Raw genomic sequence first — 17,212 nt, 5'->3', positions numbered from 1 at the left:
TTTTGAAAACCGGTTTTCTAAATTGGGTAATTATTGAAATTCATTCCTTTCGAAAAATTGACGGATTAATGGCACAAGGAGCTGAAAAAGTTAGGTTAAGTCTTCAAAAAGAAAATAAGGGATGGAAAAAATGGGGACCTTATCTGTCGGAGCGCCAATGGGGTACAGTACGGGAGGATTATAGCGGCAATGGCGACGCCTGGAACTACATTACCCATGAAATGGCCCTTTCCAAAGCGTACCGGTGGGGCGAGGACGGAATCGGTGGTTTTTCTGACAACAAGCAACATATATGTCTTTCGTTCGCTTTCTGGAACCATAAAGACAAAATACTGAAAGAGCGGATTTTCGGTCTAACCAACCGGGAGTCGAATCATGGGGAAGATGTGAAGGAGATGTATTATTATCTGGATAGCACGCCCACGCATTCCTACACCAAAATGCTTTATAAATACCCGCAGCAGCCATTTCCGTATGACAAGCTGCGTCAGGAAAACGGGCGCCGGGGCAAGCAGGACCCGGAGTATGAAATCATGGACACCGGCGTGTTCGATAACGACGAGTATTTCGATATTTTCATCGAGCACGCCAAGGCCGATGAAGAAGATATCCTGATGAAGGTGACGGTTTTTAACCGGGGTGCGAACGAAGCGCCGATTACGGTGCTGCCGCAAATCCTGTTCCGCAATACCTGGTCGTGGGGCTACGAGGCATTCAACTACAAGCCGATCATGAACGGTATTTCCAACCGCCTCATCGAAGTAACGCATCGGAAACACGGAAAATACAATCTCTACCTCGACGGTGCGGACGAATTGCTGTTCTGCGAGAACGAGACGAACTTCAAAAAACTTTACGGCACGGCTAACAATACCGCTTACCCGAAGGATGGCATTAACGACTACATCGTCAGCGGCCAGAAAACCAATACCGTCAATCCGAACAACATCGGCACGAAAGCGGCTGCGCGTTTTACGAGGACCGTCAAGGGTGGCGAAAGCGCCACTTTCCGGCTGCGTTTTGTAAACCATTCGATTTCCGAACCATTCGGAGGCTTTGAGGACCTGTTTAATAAAAGAATCCGCGAAGCCGACGAGTTTTACGACGATTTGCAGCGCGATGTGGCGGATGGCGACCTGCGTTCGATCCAGCGGCAATCGTACGCCGGGATGCTCTGGAGCAAGCAGTTTTACTATTATAATGTATACGAATGGCTGAAAGGCGATCCCGCGCAACCGGGGCCTAATCAGGGCCGGAAATGGGGCCGTAACTCGGGCTGGAAGCATCTTTATGCCGCCAATATCATCTCAATGCCCGATAAATGGGAGTACCCGTGGTTCGCGGCCTGGGATTTGGCCTTTCATTGCGTACCGCTGGCAAGGGTAGACGCCGATTTTGCGAAAAGGCAACTCGAAATCCTACTGCGCGAGTACTATATGCACCCGAACGGGCAAATACCCGCGTATGAATGGAACTTCTCCGATGTGAACCCGCCTGTACACGGCTGGGCAACCTGGAAAGTTTATGAAATAGACCGCGAGCAAAACAACGGAGTAGGAGATATCGAATTTTTGGAAAAAATATTCCATAAATTGCTCCTGAACTTTACGTGGTGGGTCAACCAGAAAGACGACACGGGCAACAACATTTTCAGCGGAGGCTTCCTCGGACTCGATAATATCGGCGTATTCGACCGCTCGACTCCCATGCCTTTCGGCGGAAAACTGCAACAAGCCGACGCCACGGGCTGGATGGCTATGTATACGCTGAATATGCTGCGTATTTCGGTGGAGATCGCGCTCGTGCACGGAGTTTACCAGGACATGGCTTCCAAGTTCTTCGAGCACTTCCTGCACATTGCGGGCGCCATGGAGTCGATCGGCGGGAAAAACCAGTCGATCAGCCTCTGGGACGAGGAGGACCAGTTCTATTACGACGTGATCCACATCCCCAACGGTCAGAGCATTTTGTTGAAGGTGCGGTCTATTGTAGGACTGATCCCGCTTTTTGCGGTCGAAATCCTCGATCCCCAGAACCTGGACAAGCTGCCTGTCTTTAAACGCCGCGTCGAATGGGTGCTGGCGAACCGCCCGGACCTGGCACGCTTGATTTCGAGGTGGTTCGAATCCGGCAAAGGAGAAAACAGGCTGCTGTCGATCCTGCGGGGGCACCGGATGAAGATGATCATGAAGCGGATGCTGGACGAAAGCGAGTTCCTCTCGGATTACGGCGTTCGCGCATTGTCCAAATACCACGAGGAAAACCCATACAAATTTTACATCAACGGGGAGGTTTTGCAGGTAGATTACACTCCTGCGGAAGCCCTGACCGACATTATGGGTGGAAATTCGAACTGGCGGGGCCCGATCTGGTTCCCGCTGAACTACCTGATTTTCGATTCGTTGATGAAATTTCATACCTATTACGGGGAGGATTTCATGATCGAGTACCCTACGAATTCCGGTAACCTCACGACGATCAAGGATGCCGCGCTCGCCATTGCCTGTCGCCTGATCGACATTTTCAAGAAGGACTCGGAAGGCAAGCGTGCGGTTTACGGGCACGATGAGAAAATGCAGAAGGACCCTCACTTTAACGAGCACGTGCTTTTTTACGAATATTTCCACGGCGACAACGGTCGTGGCTGTGGTGCCAGCCATCAGACGGGCTGGACTGGCCTTGTTGCGGAGCTTATTCACAAAACCGCCAGGGAACAATTCTCGACCGTAGAGAAGGAACCGGTAGAGATCGGTAAGTAAGAATGACGGTACATACATTAAAAATTCTCTTAATTAATTCTATTTAACTTGATTATGACTGCAAAATTGGAACCGAATGTGATGACCAAAGTGAGCAGCTGGCTCAATGGTGATTATGATATCGATACAAAACAATCCATTCAACAGCTGATCGATGAGGGCAACGACACTGAACTGACTGACGCATTTTACAAAGACCTCGAATTCGGAACAGGTGGACTCAGGGGGCTTATAGGCATCGGTTCCAACCGTATGAACCGCTATACGGTAGGCTCTGCGACGCAGGGTTTGGCGAATTATCTCAACAAAGCATTCCCCAACGAAGAGAAAAGCGTGGCCGTAGCTTACGACAGCCGTATCAAGTCGGATGAGTTTGCGAAGATCATAGCGGATATTTTCTCGGCCAACGGCATTTCGGTATACCTTTTCGAAGGCCTGCGCCCGACACCGGAGCTTTCGTTCGCGATCCGTTTGCTCGGTTGCAAAAGCGGGGTGGTAGTGACCGCATCCCATAACCCGAAGGAATACAATGGCTACAAAGCTTACTGGACCGACGGTTCTCAGGTAGTTGCGCCGCACGATAAGAATATTATCGAGGAAGTGAATGCGATCACATCCATCGATCAGGTGAAATTCGACGGTGACGCCTCTAAAATTACCAAAATCGGCGCCGAGGTCGACGAGAAATATATCAACCACATTCTTTCGCTCTCGATCTCGAAAGGTGCTTTGGAACGCCAGAAAGACCTGAAAATCGTTTACACGCCGTTGCACGGAACGGGTGTCACCCTGGTACCGCAATTGCTGGCCAGGATGGGTTTCGAAGCGGTAACCGTGATCGAGGAGCAGGCCGAACCAAAAGGCAACGGGCAATTCCCGACGGTCGTTTATCCTAACCCGGAAGAAAGCGAAGCGATGTCCAAAGCCGTTGAAAAGGCGAAGGAAATAGATGCGGACCTGGTAATGGGCACCGACCCCGACTCGGACCGCGTTGGTATCGCGGTAAAGAACCACCACGGAGAAATCCAGCTCCTGAACGGCAACCAGACGGCCAGCGTCCTTATTTACTATCTTCTGAATGCATGGAAAGACGCCGGCAAACTTACGGGAACCCAGTTCGTATGTAAAACCATCGTTACCACCGACCTGATCGACAAAATGGCGGCGGCTTACGATGTGAAGTGCTATAACACGCTCACCGGTTTTAAATATATCGCACAGGTAATTCGTGAGAAAGAAGGCAAGGAACAATTTATCGGTGGCGGCGAAGAGAGCTACGGCTACCTCATTGGCGATGCCGTGCGCGACAAGGATGCGATCGCTTCCTGCGCTATGATCGCCGAGCTGACGGCCTATGCCAAAGACAAGGGGTTGAGTCTCTTCGATATGCTGATGGAAATCTATAAACAGTTTGGTTTCTATTATGAAGGGTTGATCTCACTCACTAAAAAAGGCAAATCGGGTGCGGACGAAATCCAGCAAATGATGGCCGATTTCCGGGCTAACCCGCCTAAAACTATCGCGGGGTCGCCTGTCGTAAGAATGGACGATTACAAAGCGCTGACCACGACCGATTTCAAATCGGGCAATACCGATTCCATTCCATCGGGTGAAATGGGCATCGAATCATCGAACGTGTTGCAGTTTTTCACCGAAGACGGTACAAAATTCACCTGCCGCCCGTCGGGTACCGAGCCGAAGATCAAGTTTTACGTAGGCGTACGTGCTGCGTTGGAAAAGAATGAGGATTTCGATAGCGTATATGCTTCGCTGAAAGAGAAAGTGAAGGCGATCGGGGAAGAGTTGAATTTAAAATAGGTGCAGTCACTAATACCTGTGAATGCGAAGGCGGCCCGAACGGGCCGCCTTCTGTTGTTATTCCGTATACACTACGATATGCTTTCGACGCGCGGAATCTTCAACGCGTACGATGGAAATGCCGTCGAGGCATTTTTCGGTGCGATTTTTTTCTTACCAGAATACACAGGCGCCCGGTCCGATAGAGAAAGCGGGCCGCCAGAATTACCACTCCCGCCAGATATATTGCCATTATCCAGCCGGCTACCGACATGGGTGGAACAGCCGCGGTTGCCGCTTCGAATCGTTCCGGCTGAATGGTCACGATCGGGTGGCCGGGTTGCGGCAGCTTGTCGATCACTTTCGGAATGCTTCGATCGAATTTGCTCTGCACTTCCACCGGTCCCCAGCCAGGCAGGCTGATCAACGGTAACGTCCACGCGGCGGCCGCATTCAGCCACAACAGAGCCCGGTTGAGCGTCGAAAATGTCTCGAACCGGAGAGCAGAGCCAGCACCAGGCTGACTTTCATAAGGTAGGGGATCAGCATAAGTCGGCAGGTTAATTGGTCACAGGTCCTTGTAAGATCCTTGCTGGTGAGCTCTTCAGGTTCAATGATGTAAATATTAAACTATTTTTATAGTTAACAAACTATTTTTATAGTAATAAGTTTTTTCTGCCCGGAATTGTACAAGCAGGAGAAATTAAACGATGTGGATTGCGCCGCAGGCTAACCGATATCGGGTGGTTATTCTCTTAACTGCACCAGGGATGATATTTTTTAAAGATCGGATTGTAAATTACATGTAACATATAAGTGACACCTAACTAACATATGATGAAAAAACTACTTGACGGCAACTCGATGTTGCTTAGCCTGGTAATGGCGTTTTGCTGGAATGTCGTGTGGGGGCAGGACGGACCGGTGACGGGAAAAGTGACGGATAAGGACGGTACGGAGATGCCCGGGGTCAGCGTGAGCGTCAAAGGAACGTCGCAAGGCACATCGACCGACGAAAAAGGCGAGTATTCCGTAAGGGCTGAGCGCGGGGCCACGCTGGTATTCAGTTTTATTGGGTTTAAGAAGCAGGAAGTTACGCTGGGAGCTCGACGCGCAGATGTGAATGTGCAGATGGAAGCCGACGCGTCGGTGCTGGACGAGGTGGTAGTGACGGCCCTGGGCCAAACGCAGGAAAAGCGGGCGATCGGCTATTCGGTGCAATCTATCCGGTCGGAAGAGATTAAGGAATCCGGCAACCCGAATATGGTGGGCGCATTGCAGGGCAAGATTGCCGGGGCGGTCATTACCGGTTCGGGTGGCGCACCCGGCGCGGGCGTGAACATCATTTTACGGGGGATTACCTCCCTCAGCGGCAGTGCCGATAACCAGCCGCTGTTTGTCGTCGACGGTATCATTATCAGTAATGCGACGACCGCCGGCAATCCGCTGCCAAGCGCGGGTTCGGCATCGCCGGGGGCGGCCGAGCAATTTGCAAATACCAACCGTGCAGCCGATATCAATCCCGACGATATCGAGAACATTTCTGTGCTGAAAGGCCCGGCGGCGACGGCGCTGTATGGCCTGCGCGCGTCGAACGGGGCCATAATCATTACGACGAAGCGCGGGAAATCGGGGAAGTTGAATGTCTCGGTTTCGCTGTCGGGTGGGGTGGATGTACTGGGGAAATCGCCCGATATTCAGACGCGCTTCATTCAGGGCCGCTTCGGTGAATTTATTTCCCCTACGGAAGTGCGCCAACGGACACCGTATCAGTCTTTCGGGCCGTCGATTATCGGTAATACCACCGACCGCATTTACGATAACTTCCGTGGTTTTTACCAAAGCGGCTTCCGCACGAACAACAATATCACGCTCACAAAGGGCGGTGAGAAAGGCAACATTTACCTTTCGGCCGGGCATAATTACCAGCAGGGAATTGTGCCTGCTACCTATTTCGAACGGGCTTCGGGCAAATTGGCCGGCACCTACAATTTTACGAAGCGTTTTTCCGCATCGGGTTCGTTCAACTATATCCGCTCCGGCGGAAAACGCCCGCCTGCCGGGGACAAATCGGTGTTCAGCGCGTTGTCGTATTGGCCGAATACCTATGACGTGAATGATTACCTGAACCCCGACGGTTCCTATAAAAACTTACTCCCGGGCTTTACCGACAACCCGGTCTACCTCGTTAAAAAGAGCCCGCGGATCGATGCAGTTAACCGGTATATCGCCGATCTGACATTGAATTATAACATTACCGACTGGCTCGCCGCGAAATACCAGATCACGATGGACGCTTTCAGCGAGCGCCGTAAGCGGCAGGTAGACAGTACATTCGATGTCGGAACGGCGGTCAAAGGTTTCCTGATCAAAGAGAATATTAACTATCGGGAAATCAACTCCAACTTGTATTTGACCGCAACGAAGCAGTTCAACGAGAATTGGAATGGTTCGCTCATGGTCGGCAATTCGGTCGTGGGCAGCCAACGGCCCGACAGCTACTATGAACGCGGCGAGGGCTGGCGGGCGCCGTTTACCGATCAGATTGGCAGCTACCGTAACCAGCAGAAGCGCTTCTATTCGCCGTTGCAGTACCGTATTGTCAGTTTCTTCGGGGATGCAAAGCTGAGCTACAAGGAGATGCTGTATCTCAACGCGACCGGCCGGAACGATATCGTATCTACCCTGCCCAAAGCGAATAATTCGTTTTTCTATCCATCGTTCAGCGCCGGGTATATTTTCACCGAAAGCCTGCCCGGGAACGATATTCTCTCTTACGGGAAACTTCGTGCCTCGTGGGCACAAGTGGGCAAGGGAACTGATCCGTACGTGATCGGCGTGTATTATGAACTGGCCGATAACTTTCCATTCGGGAATACGGTGCCGGGTTACATTCGCCGCTCGACAACTGCCGCGGATAATCTTCGGCCCGAACGTACCACTTCCATTGAATTTGGTACCGAGTTGCGTTTTTTCAGGAACAGACTGATGCTCGACGCAACGTATTTTACAATGGACAGCAAGGACCAGATCGTCCGTGCACCGGTTTCGAATGTCTCGGGGTACTCATTTTACTATACCAATATCGGTTTGATCCGTAACAGGGGGGTAGAGTTGCTGGCCACTTACAAGCCGGTACAAACGGCGCGGTTCACCTGGGATATGTCTTTGAATTTTACCAAAATGGCGGGTAAGGTGATCGAAATGCCGGATGAGCTGGAAGAAATCTCCTATTTCGACAACGGCAGCCGCGGGGTTTTGAAAGTGCGGGAAGGGAGCAAACTCGGCGAGCTGTGGGGGCTCGATTACCTGCGCGCGCCGGACGGGCAATTGCTGATTCAGCCAAATGGTTTCCCGCTTACCAGCCAGGTTACCGTTCCGTGGGGGAATGCATTGCCCGATTGGACGGCCGGCCTTACCAATTCCTTTAATTATCGCGGTCTGGGCCTTTCGTTCCTGCTCGAATGGCGGCAAGGCGGCGACGTTGTGGATCTCGGCGAGCGCAACGCGTTCCGTTCCGGTTCGATCAGGATCACCGAAAGACGTTATGAGCAGGTCGTATTTAAAGGGGTTGTAGCGCAGGAGGGCGCTGATGGATCGGTAACCTATGTGCCCAATACCAAGGCGGTTATTCTCGACGACTCGTTTTACAACCCTTCCACGGCGCGGTATATGGGCAATTCCGCCCAGTTCAATATTCAGGACGGTTCGTGGTTCAGGCTGCGGACGGTCAGTCTTTCCTATGCCGTTCCCAAAGCGGCATTGGCCGGAACGGTGTTTAAAGGAGGTGTGCGGTTCAATCTGACCGGCACGAACCTGTTTCTCAATACGCCGTTCCGGGGCTATGATCCCGAGGCGCTTACCTTCGGCTCCGGTACGAACATTATCGGTTTTGTGGGGCGGAATAATCCGGCTACGCGCAGTTTTCAGCTGGGTGCCAATTTTAATTTTTAGGAAATCATGAGAAATATCAGCTATATACCCCAACTAATGCTTGTGCTGGCGCTGCTACTGACGGCTTGCGAGAAGTTCCTGGACGTCAACGTCGATAAAACGCTCAAAGGCGACGCCACCATGCAGGAGCTTCTTCCAACGGCCCAATTTTACACCGCAGAGGCCAGTTTTCAACAGGCATACGTGGCGTGCCAGTATGCGCAGCAGCTGGGAAGTGCGCTGGGCGCCAACGGGATCGACACCTATGCCGAAACAGACAATACGCTGGGGTGGTCCGCGCTCTATTTATATGCCTTGCCGCAGTTGAACACCATTATCAAAAAGGGCCGGGAGGAAGCGGCACCGGCCTATGTAGGCATTGCAAAAGTGCTTACGGCCTATAACCTCGGACTAGCGACGGTCAATTGGGAGAATGTTCCCTGCTCGCAGGCGGACCAGAAAAATTTCACCCCTGCATACGACACGCAGGAGCAGATTTACGACACAATTGCCGGATTGCTGGACGAAGCGGTGGTCGAACTCGGCCGGAACACGGGCGCAAAGCCCGGCAGTGAGGATCTCGTTTACCAGGGCGACCTGGGCAAGTGGACGAGGCTGGCCTATTCGTTACGTGCACGCTACCTGTGGCATGGCTCTGCGAAAAATCCGCAACAGACCGCTCAGGCAGCGCTTGCCGCATTGGAAAAGGGGATGCAGGGGAACGAGGATGATTTTCAGTTGCAATACAATTCCAAAAACCTGAGCCCCTGGTATAGCAAGGTGGCTGTTCCGAATACTACTGGAAATCTTTCGGTAACCTTCGCGAATACCCTGGTCGACCTGTTCAACGGAACGGCCCAGGGCGTGGCGGATCCGCGGCTTTCCAAAGTGATCGGTTTGAAGAATAATCAGACCGTCTATTCCGGCGTAGTGCCAGGCTCGGGGAGTGGTTCGACGGTCGATCTGAATAGCAAAGCCTGGCATTCAAACATCGATTCGCCGCTTGTAATGATGACTTACTCCGAGCTGAAAGGCATCGAGGCCGAAGCAAGGTTGGTCCGGCATGGCGGTGCGGGTACGTCCGGAGAAGGTTATGCGGCGTATCGGGAAATGATTTCTGCTAATATGAAGAAAGTAGGAGTGGCCGATGCCGATATCGACGCTTTTCTGAAAAACAGTAAAATTGACATAGGTGCTTCCAAACTGACCGCAGAGCAAATCATCAGGGAAAAATTCAAATCCATGTTGCTGATCGGGGACATCTGGACAGACATCCGGAAATATAACTACCTCGATTTTCCGATGCCGGCCAATCCCAATCCGGATTTACATGGCCAACGCATTCAGCGAATGAAGTACCCTGATTCGGAGATCACCCGCAACTCGAAAGCAGTGCTAGCCAATCAGAAGGCCCCCGAAGCGGCGATGTGGCTGATCGAAAAGTAAATCCATCATTAATCGAAAAATATCATGAAACCGATTTTCAAACATATTATCATGTGCGTAGCCGGCCTGTTTCTGCTGACCGGTTGTTATAAAGAGCCGGACCTGTTCGATGAGCTGCTCGTCAGCAATGGAAAAGTCGCGCAGATCGCCGTGGTTTGGCTGGGCGACTCGAAGGTGTATAATGCAGCCGGCGTGTTGCAGACGACCACTACCGTCGATTCGCTGAGCACGGTCAACGTCAATATCGAATACACTTCCGAGATAGCAGTGAAAGAATTTAAAGTGTATTCCGCGCCAACTGCCTCCGGCACGCAAACGCTCCTGGCAACGGTTCCGGCCGGTACGCAGAAATATGATCCGGAGCTGCGCAATTACGTCATGAAAATACCGATCACCGCACCAAAGGGCAGGAATGTGACTTCGATCATCTTTGCGGAAATCGTTGCGGAAAACTCGCTGGCTTCCTCCCGTAAAAGTGCGACCTTGAAAACGAAACCATAATTGAAAAGGCGGAGGGGTGTGCAACGCCACAGGGGGTATTTGGGGTAGTGGTTCAGAGTTTACAAACTCCTCGTTTATCTTTGAGGTTTAAAGCTTTGAATCCTGCCGATGCACCCCCTTTTGAATAGCATATTCCTTCGTCTTGTTTGGATATTAACGCTCGCTACACTAACGCGCACATACGCGCAGCAGACGGCTACCGTGACGCTTACAGGCAAGGTTACCGATGAGAAAACCGGTAAACCGCTTCCATTTGCCAATGTTTTTATCAATAATTCGACGATAGGGACCAACTCCGATGAGAACGGTAACTACCGGTTGCCCAATCTGGCCGTCGGTAACCTGGAACTCGTCGTGTCGTTTCTGGGCTACGAAACGGTTAAGCAAACGATGCGTTTTGAGCAGCCGGGTGTCAAAACCGTGCTGTTCAAGCTGCGGGAAGGGCAGGAGCTCCTGGGGGTGACCATTGCGGCGAAGAAAAACAAAAAGCGCGAAAAGCATTTGAAGATCATCACCCGTGAACTGCTCGGGCGAAGCAAATTCAGCAAACAATGCAAAATCCTCAATCCGGAAGTGCTGCGCATTTCGGAGGACGACGACGGGCATCTTGGTGCGCAGACGGTCAAACCGCTGATCATCGAAAACCATGCATTAGGCTACCGCATTCACCAGGATCTCGATGATTTCGATTATTACAATGGAAAGGTCTATTACGGCGGCGCAACGCGTTTCGAGCTTCTCGAAGCCAGGGACGAGGCACAACGCAAACTATGGCGCGCAAACCGGAAAGAGGCTTACAAGGGTTCGCTCAAACATTTATTGACCAGCATGGTTGCTGACAGCCTCCAGGAACAGGGCTTCAAGGTCTTTCAGGTTATTCCGGATTCGCTGAGAATGTTCAGATCCGTCAGAAGCGTAAACGGCTACAATACGATTGCGAATCACATCCATAACCGCATCGAGCCGGTCAGGGGGATGCGGCTTGTACGTCCGGGGGAGCTTCCTTCGGAGCGGCTGGTCGTATCCCTTACTCAGCTGGAAGTCTTCAATATGAATAAACGCGGCAGGTCGCCCTATTCCGACATGCCCTATGCCTACACACAGATCACGTTCCCTCAGGGCTACATGGTAACGACCCCTCAGGGATGGGTCGTTATGCCGATGGGTTTTGAAATTGCCGGAGACCTTGGTAACGACCGCTTCTCGAACCTCTTGCCCGCCGACTGGAAGCGCGACGAATAGCTCCATGGGCGAACTAAACGAGCATTGAACCCGTGGTATGAAAAACAATATCACCGCGGTTTATAGCTCGCACGTATAATGCCGGCCGTGCTTGGCTGTCACTCCGGCCTTGGCCGGTTTTTTGCGGTTTACATAAATAAACGATCGGATACAATGCGTATTTGCTTAATTGATCGATTAAGCAAATGGTAATATTGTATAATATTTAAGCCATCAACGAGGTTGATTGTGCTTCTGTAAGCAAAATCTAGAAGTAACCGATAGTGAATAGTTGTAACACTATTTTATCAATTTTTAGTACTATTCTGTCAAAAAATGAAATCTTGTCTTTTACTAGTTTAATTATCTACACAAATAATGATAAATTTGGTATGCCTAATATTTTATTAACCTAACTAAATAATATGAAAATAATCTACAAAAATTCCCTTCGGGGTTACTTCGCTTTTCTCATCCTTGTTCTGACTTTTTTTACGGCTTTTGCGCAGGAACGAAGGGTGACTGGCGTGGTGACGGACCCTGCAGGCACAGGAATCCCCGGGGCTACCATCCTCATAAAAGGTACTCAGATCGGGGCGAATACGGATGCCGAGGGACGCTTCGCGATCAATGCGAGGTCGGATAATGATGTACTTGTAATCAGTTTTGTCGGTTACAAAACCAAGGAGGTTACCGTAGGCAACCAATCGGTGCTCGATGTGAAAATGGAGGACGACGTAGCCGCGCTGGAAGAAGTGGTGGTAACGGGTTATACAACCGACAAACGGCGCGAAACATCGGGATCGGTAGCGCTCGTGAAAGCGAAAGACCTTACCGCCGTGCCATCGGGAAACGTGGAGCAGCAGTTACAGGGACGGGTTGCCGGCGTAACCGTGATCACCAACGGGCAACCCGGTACCAACAGCCAGATCCGCGTGCGTGGTTTTGGCTCATTCGAGGCCAATGAACCGCTGTATATTGTGGACGGGGTGCCTGTCGGTTCGACGGACTTCCTAAACCCCGATGATATCGATCAGACCACGGTATTGAAGGATGCCGCCGCAGCATCCATCTACGGGGCGCGGGCCGCAGCGGGGGTGGTTGTTTACACCACAAAAAAAGGCAGCCGCAATAGAAAGTTGAGCGTTACGTACGATGGTCTGGTCGGCTTTACCACGCCGGGGAATGGTCAGAAAATGATGAACCCTACCGATTTTGCCGAATGGACCTGGAATGCATTCAGGAATTCGGGCTGGAAGCCGGGCGACAAGAACTGGACGCATCCGCAGTTCGGTACGGGCGCAACGCCTGTGATCCCGGATTATCTGATGGTAGGGGGGACGTATGGTGTTACCGGTACCGTCGATCTTGCAGCCGAACGCAAAAAATACAATATCGATCCTAACGCTGGGACGATATATCAGGTGGTGAGGGCCAACCGTGCCGGAACCGACTGGTACGACGCGATTACCCGGACGGCGCCTGTTACCCGGCATTCCCTCGGCTTCTCCGGGGGAGGCGAAAACGGCCGTTACTTTGTTGGACTGGGCTTGCAGGACCAGAAAGGTATTCTTTTAAACAACAGTTTCAAGCGTTACACTTTCCGGGTCAATACGGAGTTCAATATCCTTAAAAACCTGAGATTCGGGGAGAATATCCAGGGAACATATCGCCAGGTGCTCGGCATTGGCGGAGCGAATAATGGACAGGGTGTGGCGAACGACGAGAATGAAATCCTGAGCGCATTCCGTATGCCTTCGATTATTCCGGTTTACGACGAATTCGGCGGTTATGCCGGAACATTGGCGAAAGGCTTCAACAATCCCAGAAACCCGGTCGCTACCAGGGACGGAATGAGAAATAATAATGCCTTCAATGCGAACGGCTTTGGTAATATTTACCTTGAATTTGATCCGATTGAAAACCTGACATTGCGGTCAAGCCTCGGTGGTCAGTATAACAATTATACTTACTGGAATTATTCAAGACGCCAGTATGAAAACTCTGAAAATAACTCGGCGGTAGGTTACGGTGAAGGCTCAGGATACCGCTTTGCCTGGACATTGACTAATACCGCACAATACCGCAAGACTTTCGGTTTGCACAATCTGGATGTTTTGATAGGCCAGGAAGCATTGAACACAGGCAAGAGCCGCGATCTGTTTGCAACTGGCCTTGATCCTTTCTCAACCAGCATCGACTATGTGAACATGCAAAATGTAAAGTCGAAAACTGTAAACAGCGCGCTTGCTAATGGCGTCACCTTCTATTCGCTATTTGGTCGCGTAAACTATATTTTTAATGATCGATACATTGTTTCGGGAGTCTTGCGCCGCGATGGTTCTTCGCGCTTTGGTCCTGCTAACCGCTATGGGGTCTTTCCGGCGGTGTCGGTGGCATGGCGCGTCACTTCTGAAAATTTCATGAAAGGCGTTACCTTTTTGAGTGATCTCAAAATCAGGGGAGGCTACGGTACAATGGGTAATTCCAATGCTGTGCGTCCTGACAATCAATATAGCCTGTATTCTGCCAATATCGGCTCATCTGCGTATGATATTGCAGGCTCCAACAATGGTTCAAATATTGCCGAAGGCTATTACCGCAGCAAACTCGGCAATGCTTACGCCAAATGGGAAACCAGTGTGACCAAAAACATTGGTTTCGATGCGACGTTCCTTAACGGTAAACTTGACGTGATCCTCGACTTGTGGCAGAAAGATTCCAAAGATCTGTTGTACCAGCAAGGTATACCTGCTGTGGTAGGTTCGGGTGCAACGCCTCCATATGTGAACGCGGGAACCATTGTCAATAAGGGAATCGACTTCCAGATCATTACAAAAGGCAAGGCCGGTAGCAAGCTGGGCTACGAGTTGAATGTAACGGGTAGCGTTCTCAAGAACGAAATCGCTGACCTGCGCGGCGAAAAATATCTGGCGAGTGTTAATCCCAGTTATCGCGGTTTGCAGCCGATCCGTAACCAACTGGGCCGTTCACTTTCGGCATTCTACGGCTATAATGTAACCGGTTTGTTCCAGACCCAGGAAGAAGTTGACCGTGCACCCGCGCAAGACGGAAAGGGGATCGGCCGCTTCCGCTATGAGGATGTGAATGGTGACAACGTCATCAATGCCGATGACCGTAAGTACCTGGGCAGTCCTGTTCCGAAATTCACCGGCGGTTTGAACCTCAAACTGACCTATCTGAACTTCGAAGTTGAAACTTATATGTACACGTCTATCGGTAACAAGATTTTCAACGCTTCCAAATGGTTTACCGACTTTTACCCTTCGTTTGCCGGAGCGGCTATCAGCGAAAGGGTGAAAGATTCCTGGTCGCCTTCGAACACCGGAGCTACCATCCCCATTTTTGAAAGCGCTTCCAATTTCAGTACCAACACACAAGCCAACTCATTTTATGTAGAAAGCGGCAATTATGTGAGAATGCAGAATATTTCACTGGGCTATAACCTGCCTAAAGCGTTGCTCGCCAAGTTGAAAATGCAGAAACTGAGATTATACGCCTCGGCGAACAACATTTTTACAATCTCCAAATACCAGGGACTCGATCCGGGTGTAGGTGGTAATGCGGATACGCAATTCGGGATCGATGTGGGTAATTATCCTGTCACAAGAAGCTGGGTTTTCGGTGTGAACCTTGGTTTCTGATCTTAAAACGGATGGTTACTACATGGAATGAATCATTAATATTCTGAATCGATGAAAAAGATATTAACTAATAGTATGGTGATTGTCGCCGGCGTTATGACGGTGTTTTTTTCCTGCAAAGAAAGTTTTTTGGAAAAGCCAGCGACCGGTGCGCTGAGTGAAGGGCTTCTTACCTCCAATAAAGGACTGGAAGGTATGCTTGTCGGGGTTTATGGTCAGATTAACGGCAAAGGTGCGGGTGGAAGGATGGCCAGTCCCAGTAACTGGGTTTGGGGAAGTATTCGGGGAGGCGATGCCAATAAAGGTACCGACCCTGGCGATTACAGCGATATTAACCCGATCCAGCGTTATGAATATTTGAGCACTCAGGGTGTAATTTCTGAAAAGTGGGTAGGTAACTATGAGGGTATTTCCCGTGCTAATGCAGTGCTGCGTCTTGTAGCAAAGGCTGATGCTGATGTTTCGGACTATACAAAGACACGAATTACTGCCGAAGCTCGGTTTTTACGGGCGCATTATTATTTCGAGCTGAAAAAGGCATTTGGGAATACACCCTATGTAGACGAGTCGGTTGATTACGGCACCGGAATTGAAAAGGTAAAAAACGATGCGGACCTCTGGCCTAAGATCGAGGCTGATTTTCAATTTGCATTTGATAATTTACCCGAAACGCAGGATGCTGCCGGGCGCGCCAATAAATGGGCTGCGGCTTCTTATCTTGCAAAAGCCTATCTCTATCAGAAAAAATTCCCCCAGGCCAAAACACTTTTTGACCAGATCATAGCAAATGGCCAGACTACCAATGGTAAAAAATATGCATTGGTAGCTAAGTATGCTGATGTGTTCCGCGCTTCGAATGATAACAATTCGGAGTCCGTTTTCGCCGTGCAGGCGGTAGCAAATTCAGGTAGCGTCAACAACGCCAACCCTGAATTTGACCTTAACTGGCCTTACAATACCGGTGCAAATGGCCCCGGTAACTGCTGCGGTTTCTTTCAGCCGAGCTTTGAAATGGTGAACTCGCACCGCACCGATGCCAACGGGTTGCCGCTACTCGACGGTTCCTACAATTCGGATAAAAATGCAGTCGTATCCGACATGGGCCTGCTTTCCAAAGATAAATTCACCCCCGACGCCGGTAATCTCGATCCACGCCTCGACCACACGGTGGGCCGTCGCGGAATCCCGTTCCTCGACTGGATCGACCACCCCGGCGCCGACTGGATCCGTAACCAGGCAAACGGCGGCCCGTACAGCCCTAAAAAATATGCTTATTATAAAACAGATGTAGGTTCACTGCAAGATAACAGCTCGTGGACGCCGGGTTATACCGCCATTAACTTCACGGTGATCCGCTTCGCCGATGTACTGCTCATGGCGGCCGAAGCCGAAATCGAAGCGGGAACACTCGAAAAGGCGAGGGAATATATAAACATGGTCCGGGCCAGGGCGGCGAATGCGGATGGATTTGTGAAGAAAAATGGCGCTCCCGCGGCGAAATATGTGATCGGAACCTACAAAACTGCGTGGACCGACAAGGAAGTTGCGCGTGCAGCCGTGCGTTTCGAAAGAAAGCTGGAACTGGCACTTGAAGGCCACCGTTTCTTCGACCTGGTACGCTGGGGAGTGGCCGAGAAGGAGCTCAATGCATACCTGACGTTCGAATCGAAGCAGCTTACAGGCGCATTGGGCAATGCCAAATTTGCGGCTAAATATGAATTACTACCGATACCACAAAGCCAGATAGACCTTCAGGGAAGCGATGTTCTGAAACAAAACCCTGGTTTTTAGCTATTTAAACCTGACTAATTTATAGGAGATGGTATCTGGTTGCCATCTCCTTTTGTTAATTTCGAGAGATCGTGATTTTGTCATTTTATTGCGCCTGAC

General features: G+C 50.7%; 9 protein-coding genes. 8 read left to right on the top strand and 1 reads right to left on the bottom strand.

All coding sequences use genetic code 11. The annotated features are described in order from the left end of the window. Positions 1–68: 68 nt before the first annotated feature. A complete protein-coding gene (locus ABV298_RS07640) occupies positions 69–2,759 on the top strand; it encodes a glucosidase (RefSeq protein WP_353721559.1) in 2,691 nt (896 codons plus the stop codon). 54 nt (positions 2,760–2,813) lie between these two features. Next, entirely contained in the window at positions 2,814–4,577 is a 1,764-nt protein-coding gene (locus tag ABV298_RS07635; protein ID WP_353721558.1) for a phospho-sugar mutase, read from the top strand. A 100-nt stretch (positions 4,578–4,677) separates the two neighbouring features. Here the strand turns inward: ABV298_RS07635 and ABV298_RS07630 are convergent, their stop codons facing one another. Next, positions 4,678–5,019 carry a hypothetical protein gene (locus ABV298_RS07630; protein ID WP_353721557.1) on the bottom strand — a complete coding sequence of 114 codons (342 nt, stop codon included), beginning with the start codon at positions 5,017–5,019 and terminating at the stop codon, positions 4,678–4,680. A 374-nt stretch (positions 5,020–5,393) separates the two neighbouring features. On the opposite strand from ABV298_RS07630, the gene ABV298_RS07625 reads away from it, so the two are divergent. From ABV298_RS07625 to ABV298_RS07600, 6 genes are all read left to right on the top strand, one after another. Then, the gene (locus ABV298_RS07625; RefSeq protein ID WP_353721556.1) at positions 5,394–8,510 is read left to right on the top strand and encodes a SusC/RagA family TonB-linked outer membrane protein; all 3,117 of its coding nucleotides are present in this window, start codon (positions 5,394–5,396) and stop codon (positions 8,508–8,510) included. A gap of 6 nt (positions 8,511–8,516) precedes the next feature. Next, positions 8,517–9,935: a SusD/RagB family nutrient-binding outer membrane lipoprotein gene (locus ABV298_RS07620; protein ID WP_353721555.1), complete on the top strand. Its 1,419-nt coding sequence runs from the start codon at positions 8,517–8,519 to the stop codon at positions 9,933–9,935. A 24-nt stretch (positions 9,936–9,959) separates the two neighbouring features. After that, complete coding sequence (locus ABV298_RS07615) at positions 9,960–10,436, top strand: hypothetical protein (protein WP_353721554.1); 477 nt, start codon at positions 9,960–9,962, stop codon at positions 10,434–10,436. Positions 10,437–10,544: 108 nt separating this feature from the next. Continuing rightward, positions 10,545–11,678, top strand: coding sequence for a carboxypeptidase-like regulatory domain-containing protein (locus ABV298_RS07610; protein WP_353721553.1), 1,134 nt, complete (start codon positions 10,545–10,547; stop codon positions 11,676–11,678). A gap of 404 nt (positions 11,679–12,082) precedes the next feature. Next, positions 12,083–15,322, top strand: coding sequence for a TonB-dependent receptor (locus ABV298_RS07605; RefSeq protein WP_353721552.1), 3,240 nt, complete (start codon positions 12,083–12,085; stop codon positions 15,320–15,322). A gap of 51 nt (positions 15,323–15,373) precedes the next feature. Beyond that, entirely contained in the window at positions 15,374–17,113 is a 1,740-nt protein-coding gene (locus ABV298_RS07600; protein ID WP_353721551.1) for a RagB/SusD family nutrient uptake outer membrane protein, read from the top strand. Positions 17,114–17,212 lie beyond the last annotated feature (99 nt).

The organism is Dyadobacter sp. 676 (genome assembly GCF_040448675.1).
Lineage (GTDB): Bacteria > Bacteroidota > Bacteroidia > Cytophagales > Spirosomataceae > Dyadobacter.
The sequence above is the reverse complement of the archived record's forward strand: the minus strand, read 5'-3'. Positions and strand labels throughout refer to the sequence as shown.

Excerpts from the sequence above, each read along its gene's own strand:
- ABV298_RS07615 (WP_353721554.1), top strand. The coding sequence starts at position 9,960 with ATGAAACCGATTTTCAAACATATTATCATGTGCGTAGCCGGCCTGTTT.
- ABV298_RS07635 (WP_353721558.1), top strand. The coding sequence starts at position 2,814 with ATGACTGCAAAATTGGAACCGAATGTGATGACCAAAGTGAGCAGCTGG.
- ABV298_RS07600 (WP_353721551.1), top strand. The coding sequence starts at position 15,374 with ATGAAAAAGATATTAACTAATAGTATGGTGATTGTCGCCGGCGTTATG.
- ABV298_RS07610 (WP_353721553.1), top strand. The coding sequence starts at position 10,545 with ATGCACCCCCTTTTGAATAGCATATTCCTTCGTCTTGTTTGGATATTA.
- ABV298_RS07640 (WP_353721559.1), top strand. The coding sequence starts at position 69 with ATGGCACAAGGAGCTGAAAAAGTTAGGTTAAGTCTTCAAAAAGAAAAT.
- ABV298_RS07605 (WP_353721552.1), top strand. The coding sequence starts at position 12,083 with ATGAAAATAATCTACAAAAATTCCCTTCGGGGTTACTTCGCTTTTCTC.
- ABV298_RS07625 (WP_353721556.1), top strand. The coding sequence starts at position 5,394 with ATGAAAAAACTACTTGACGGCAACTCGATGTTGCTTAGCCTGGTAATG.
- ABV298_RS07620 (WP_353721555.1), top strand. The coding sequence starts at position 8,517 with ATGAGAAATATCAGCTATATACCCCAACTAATGCTTGTGCTGGCGCTG.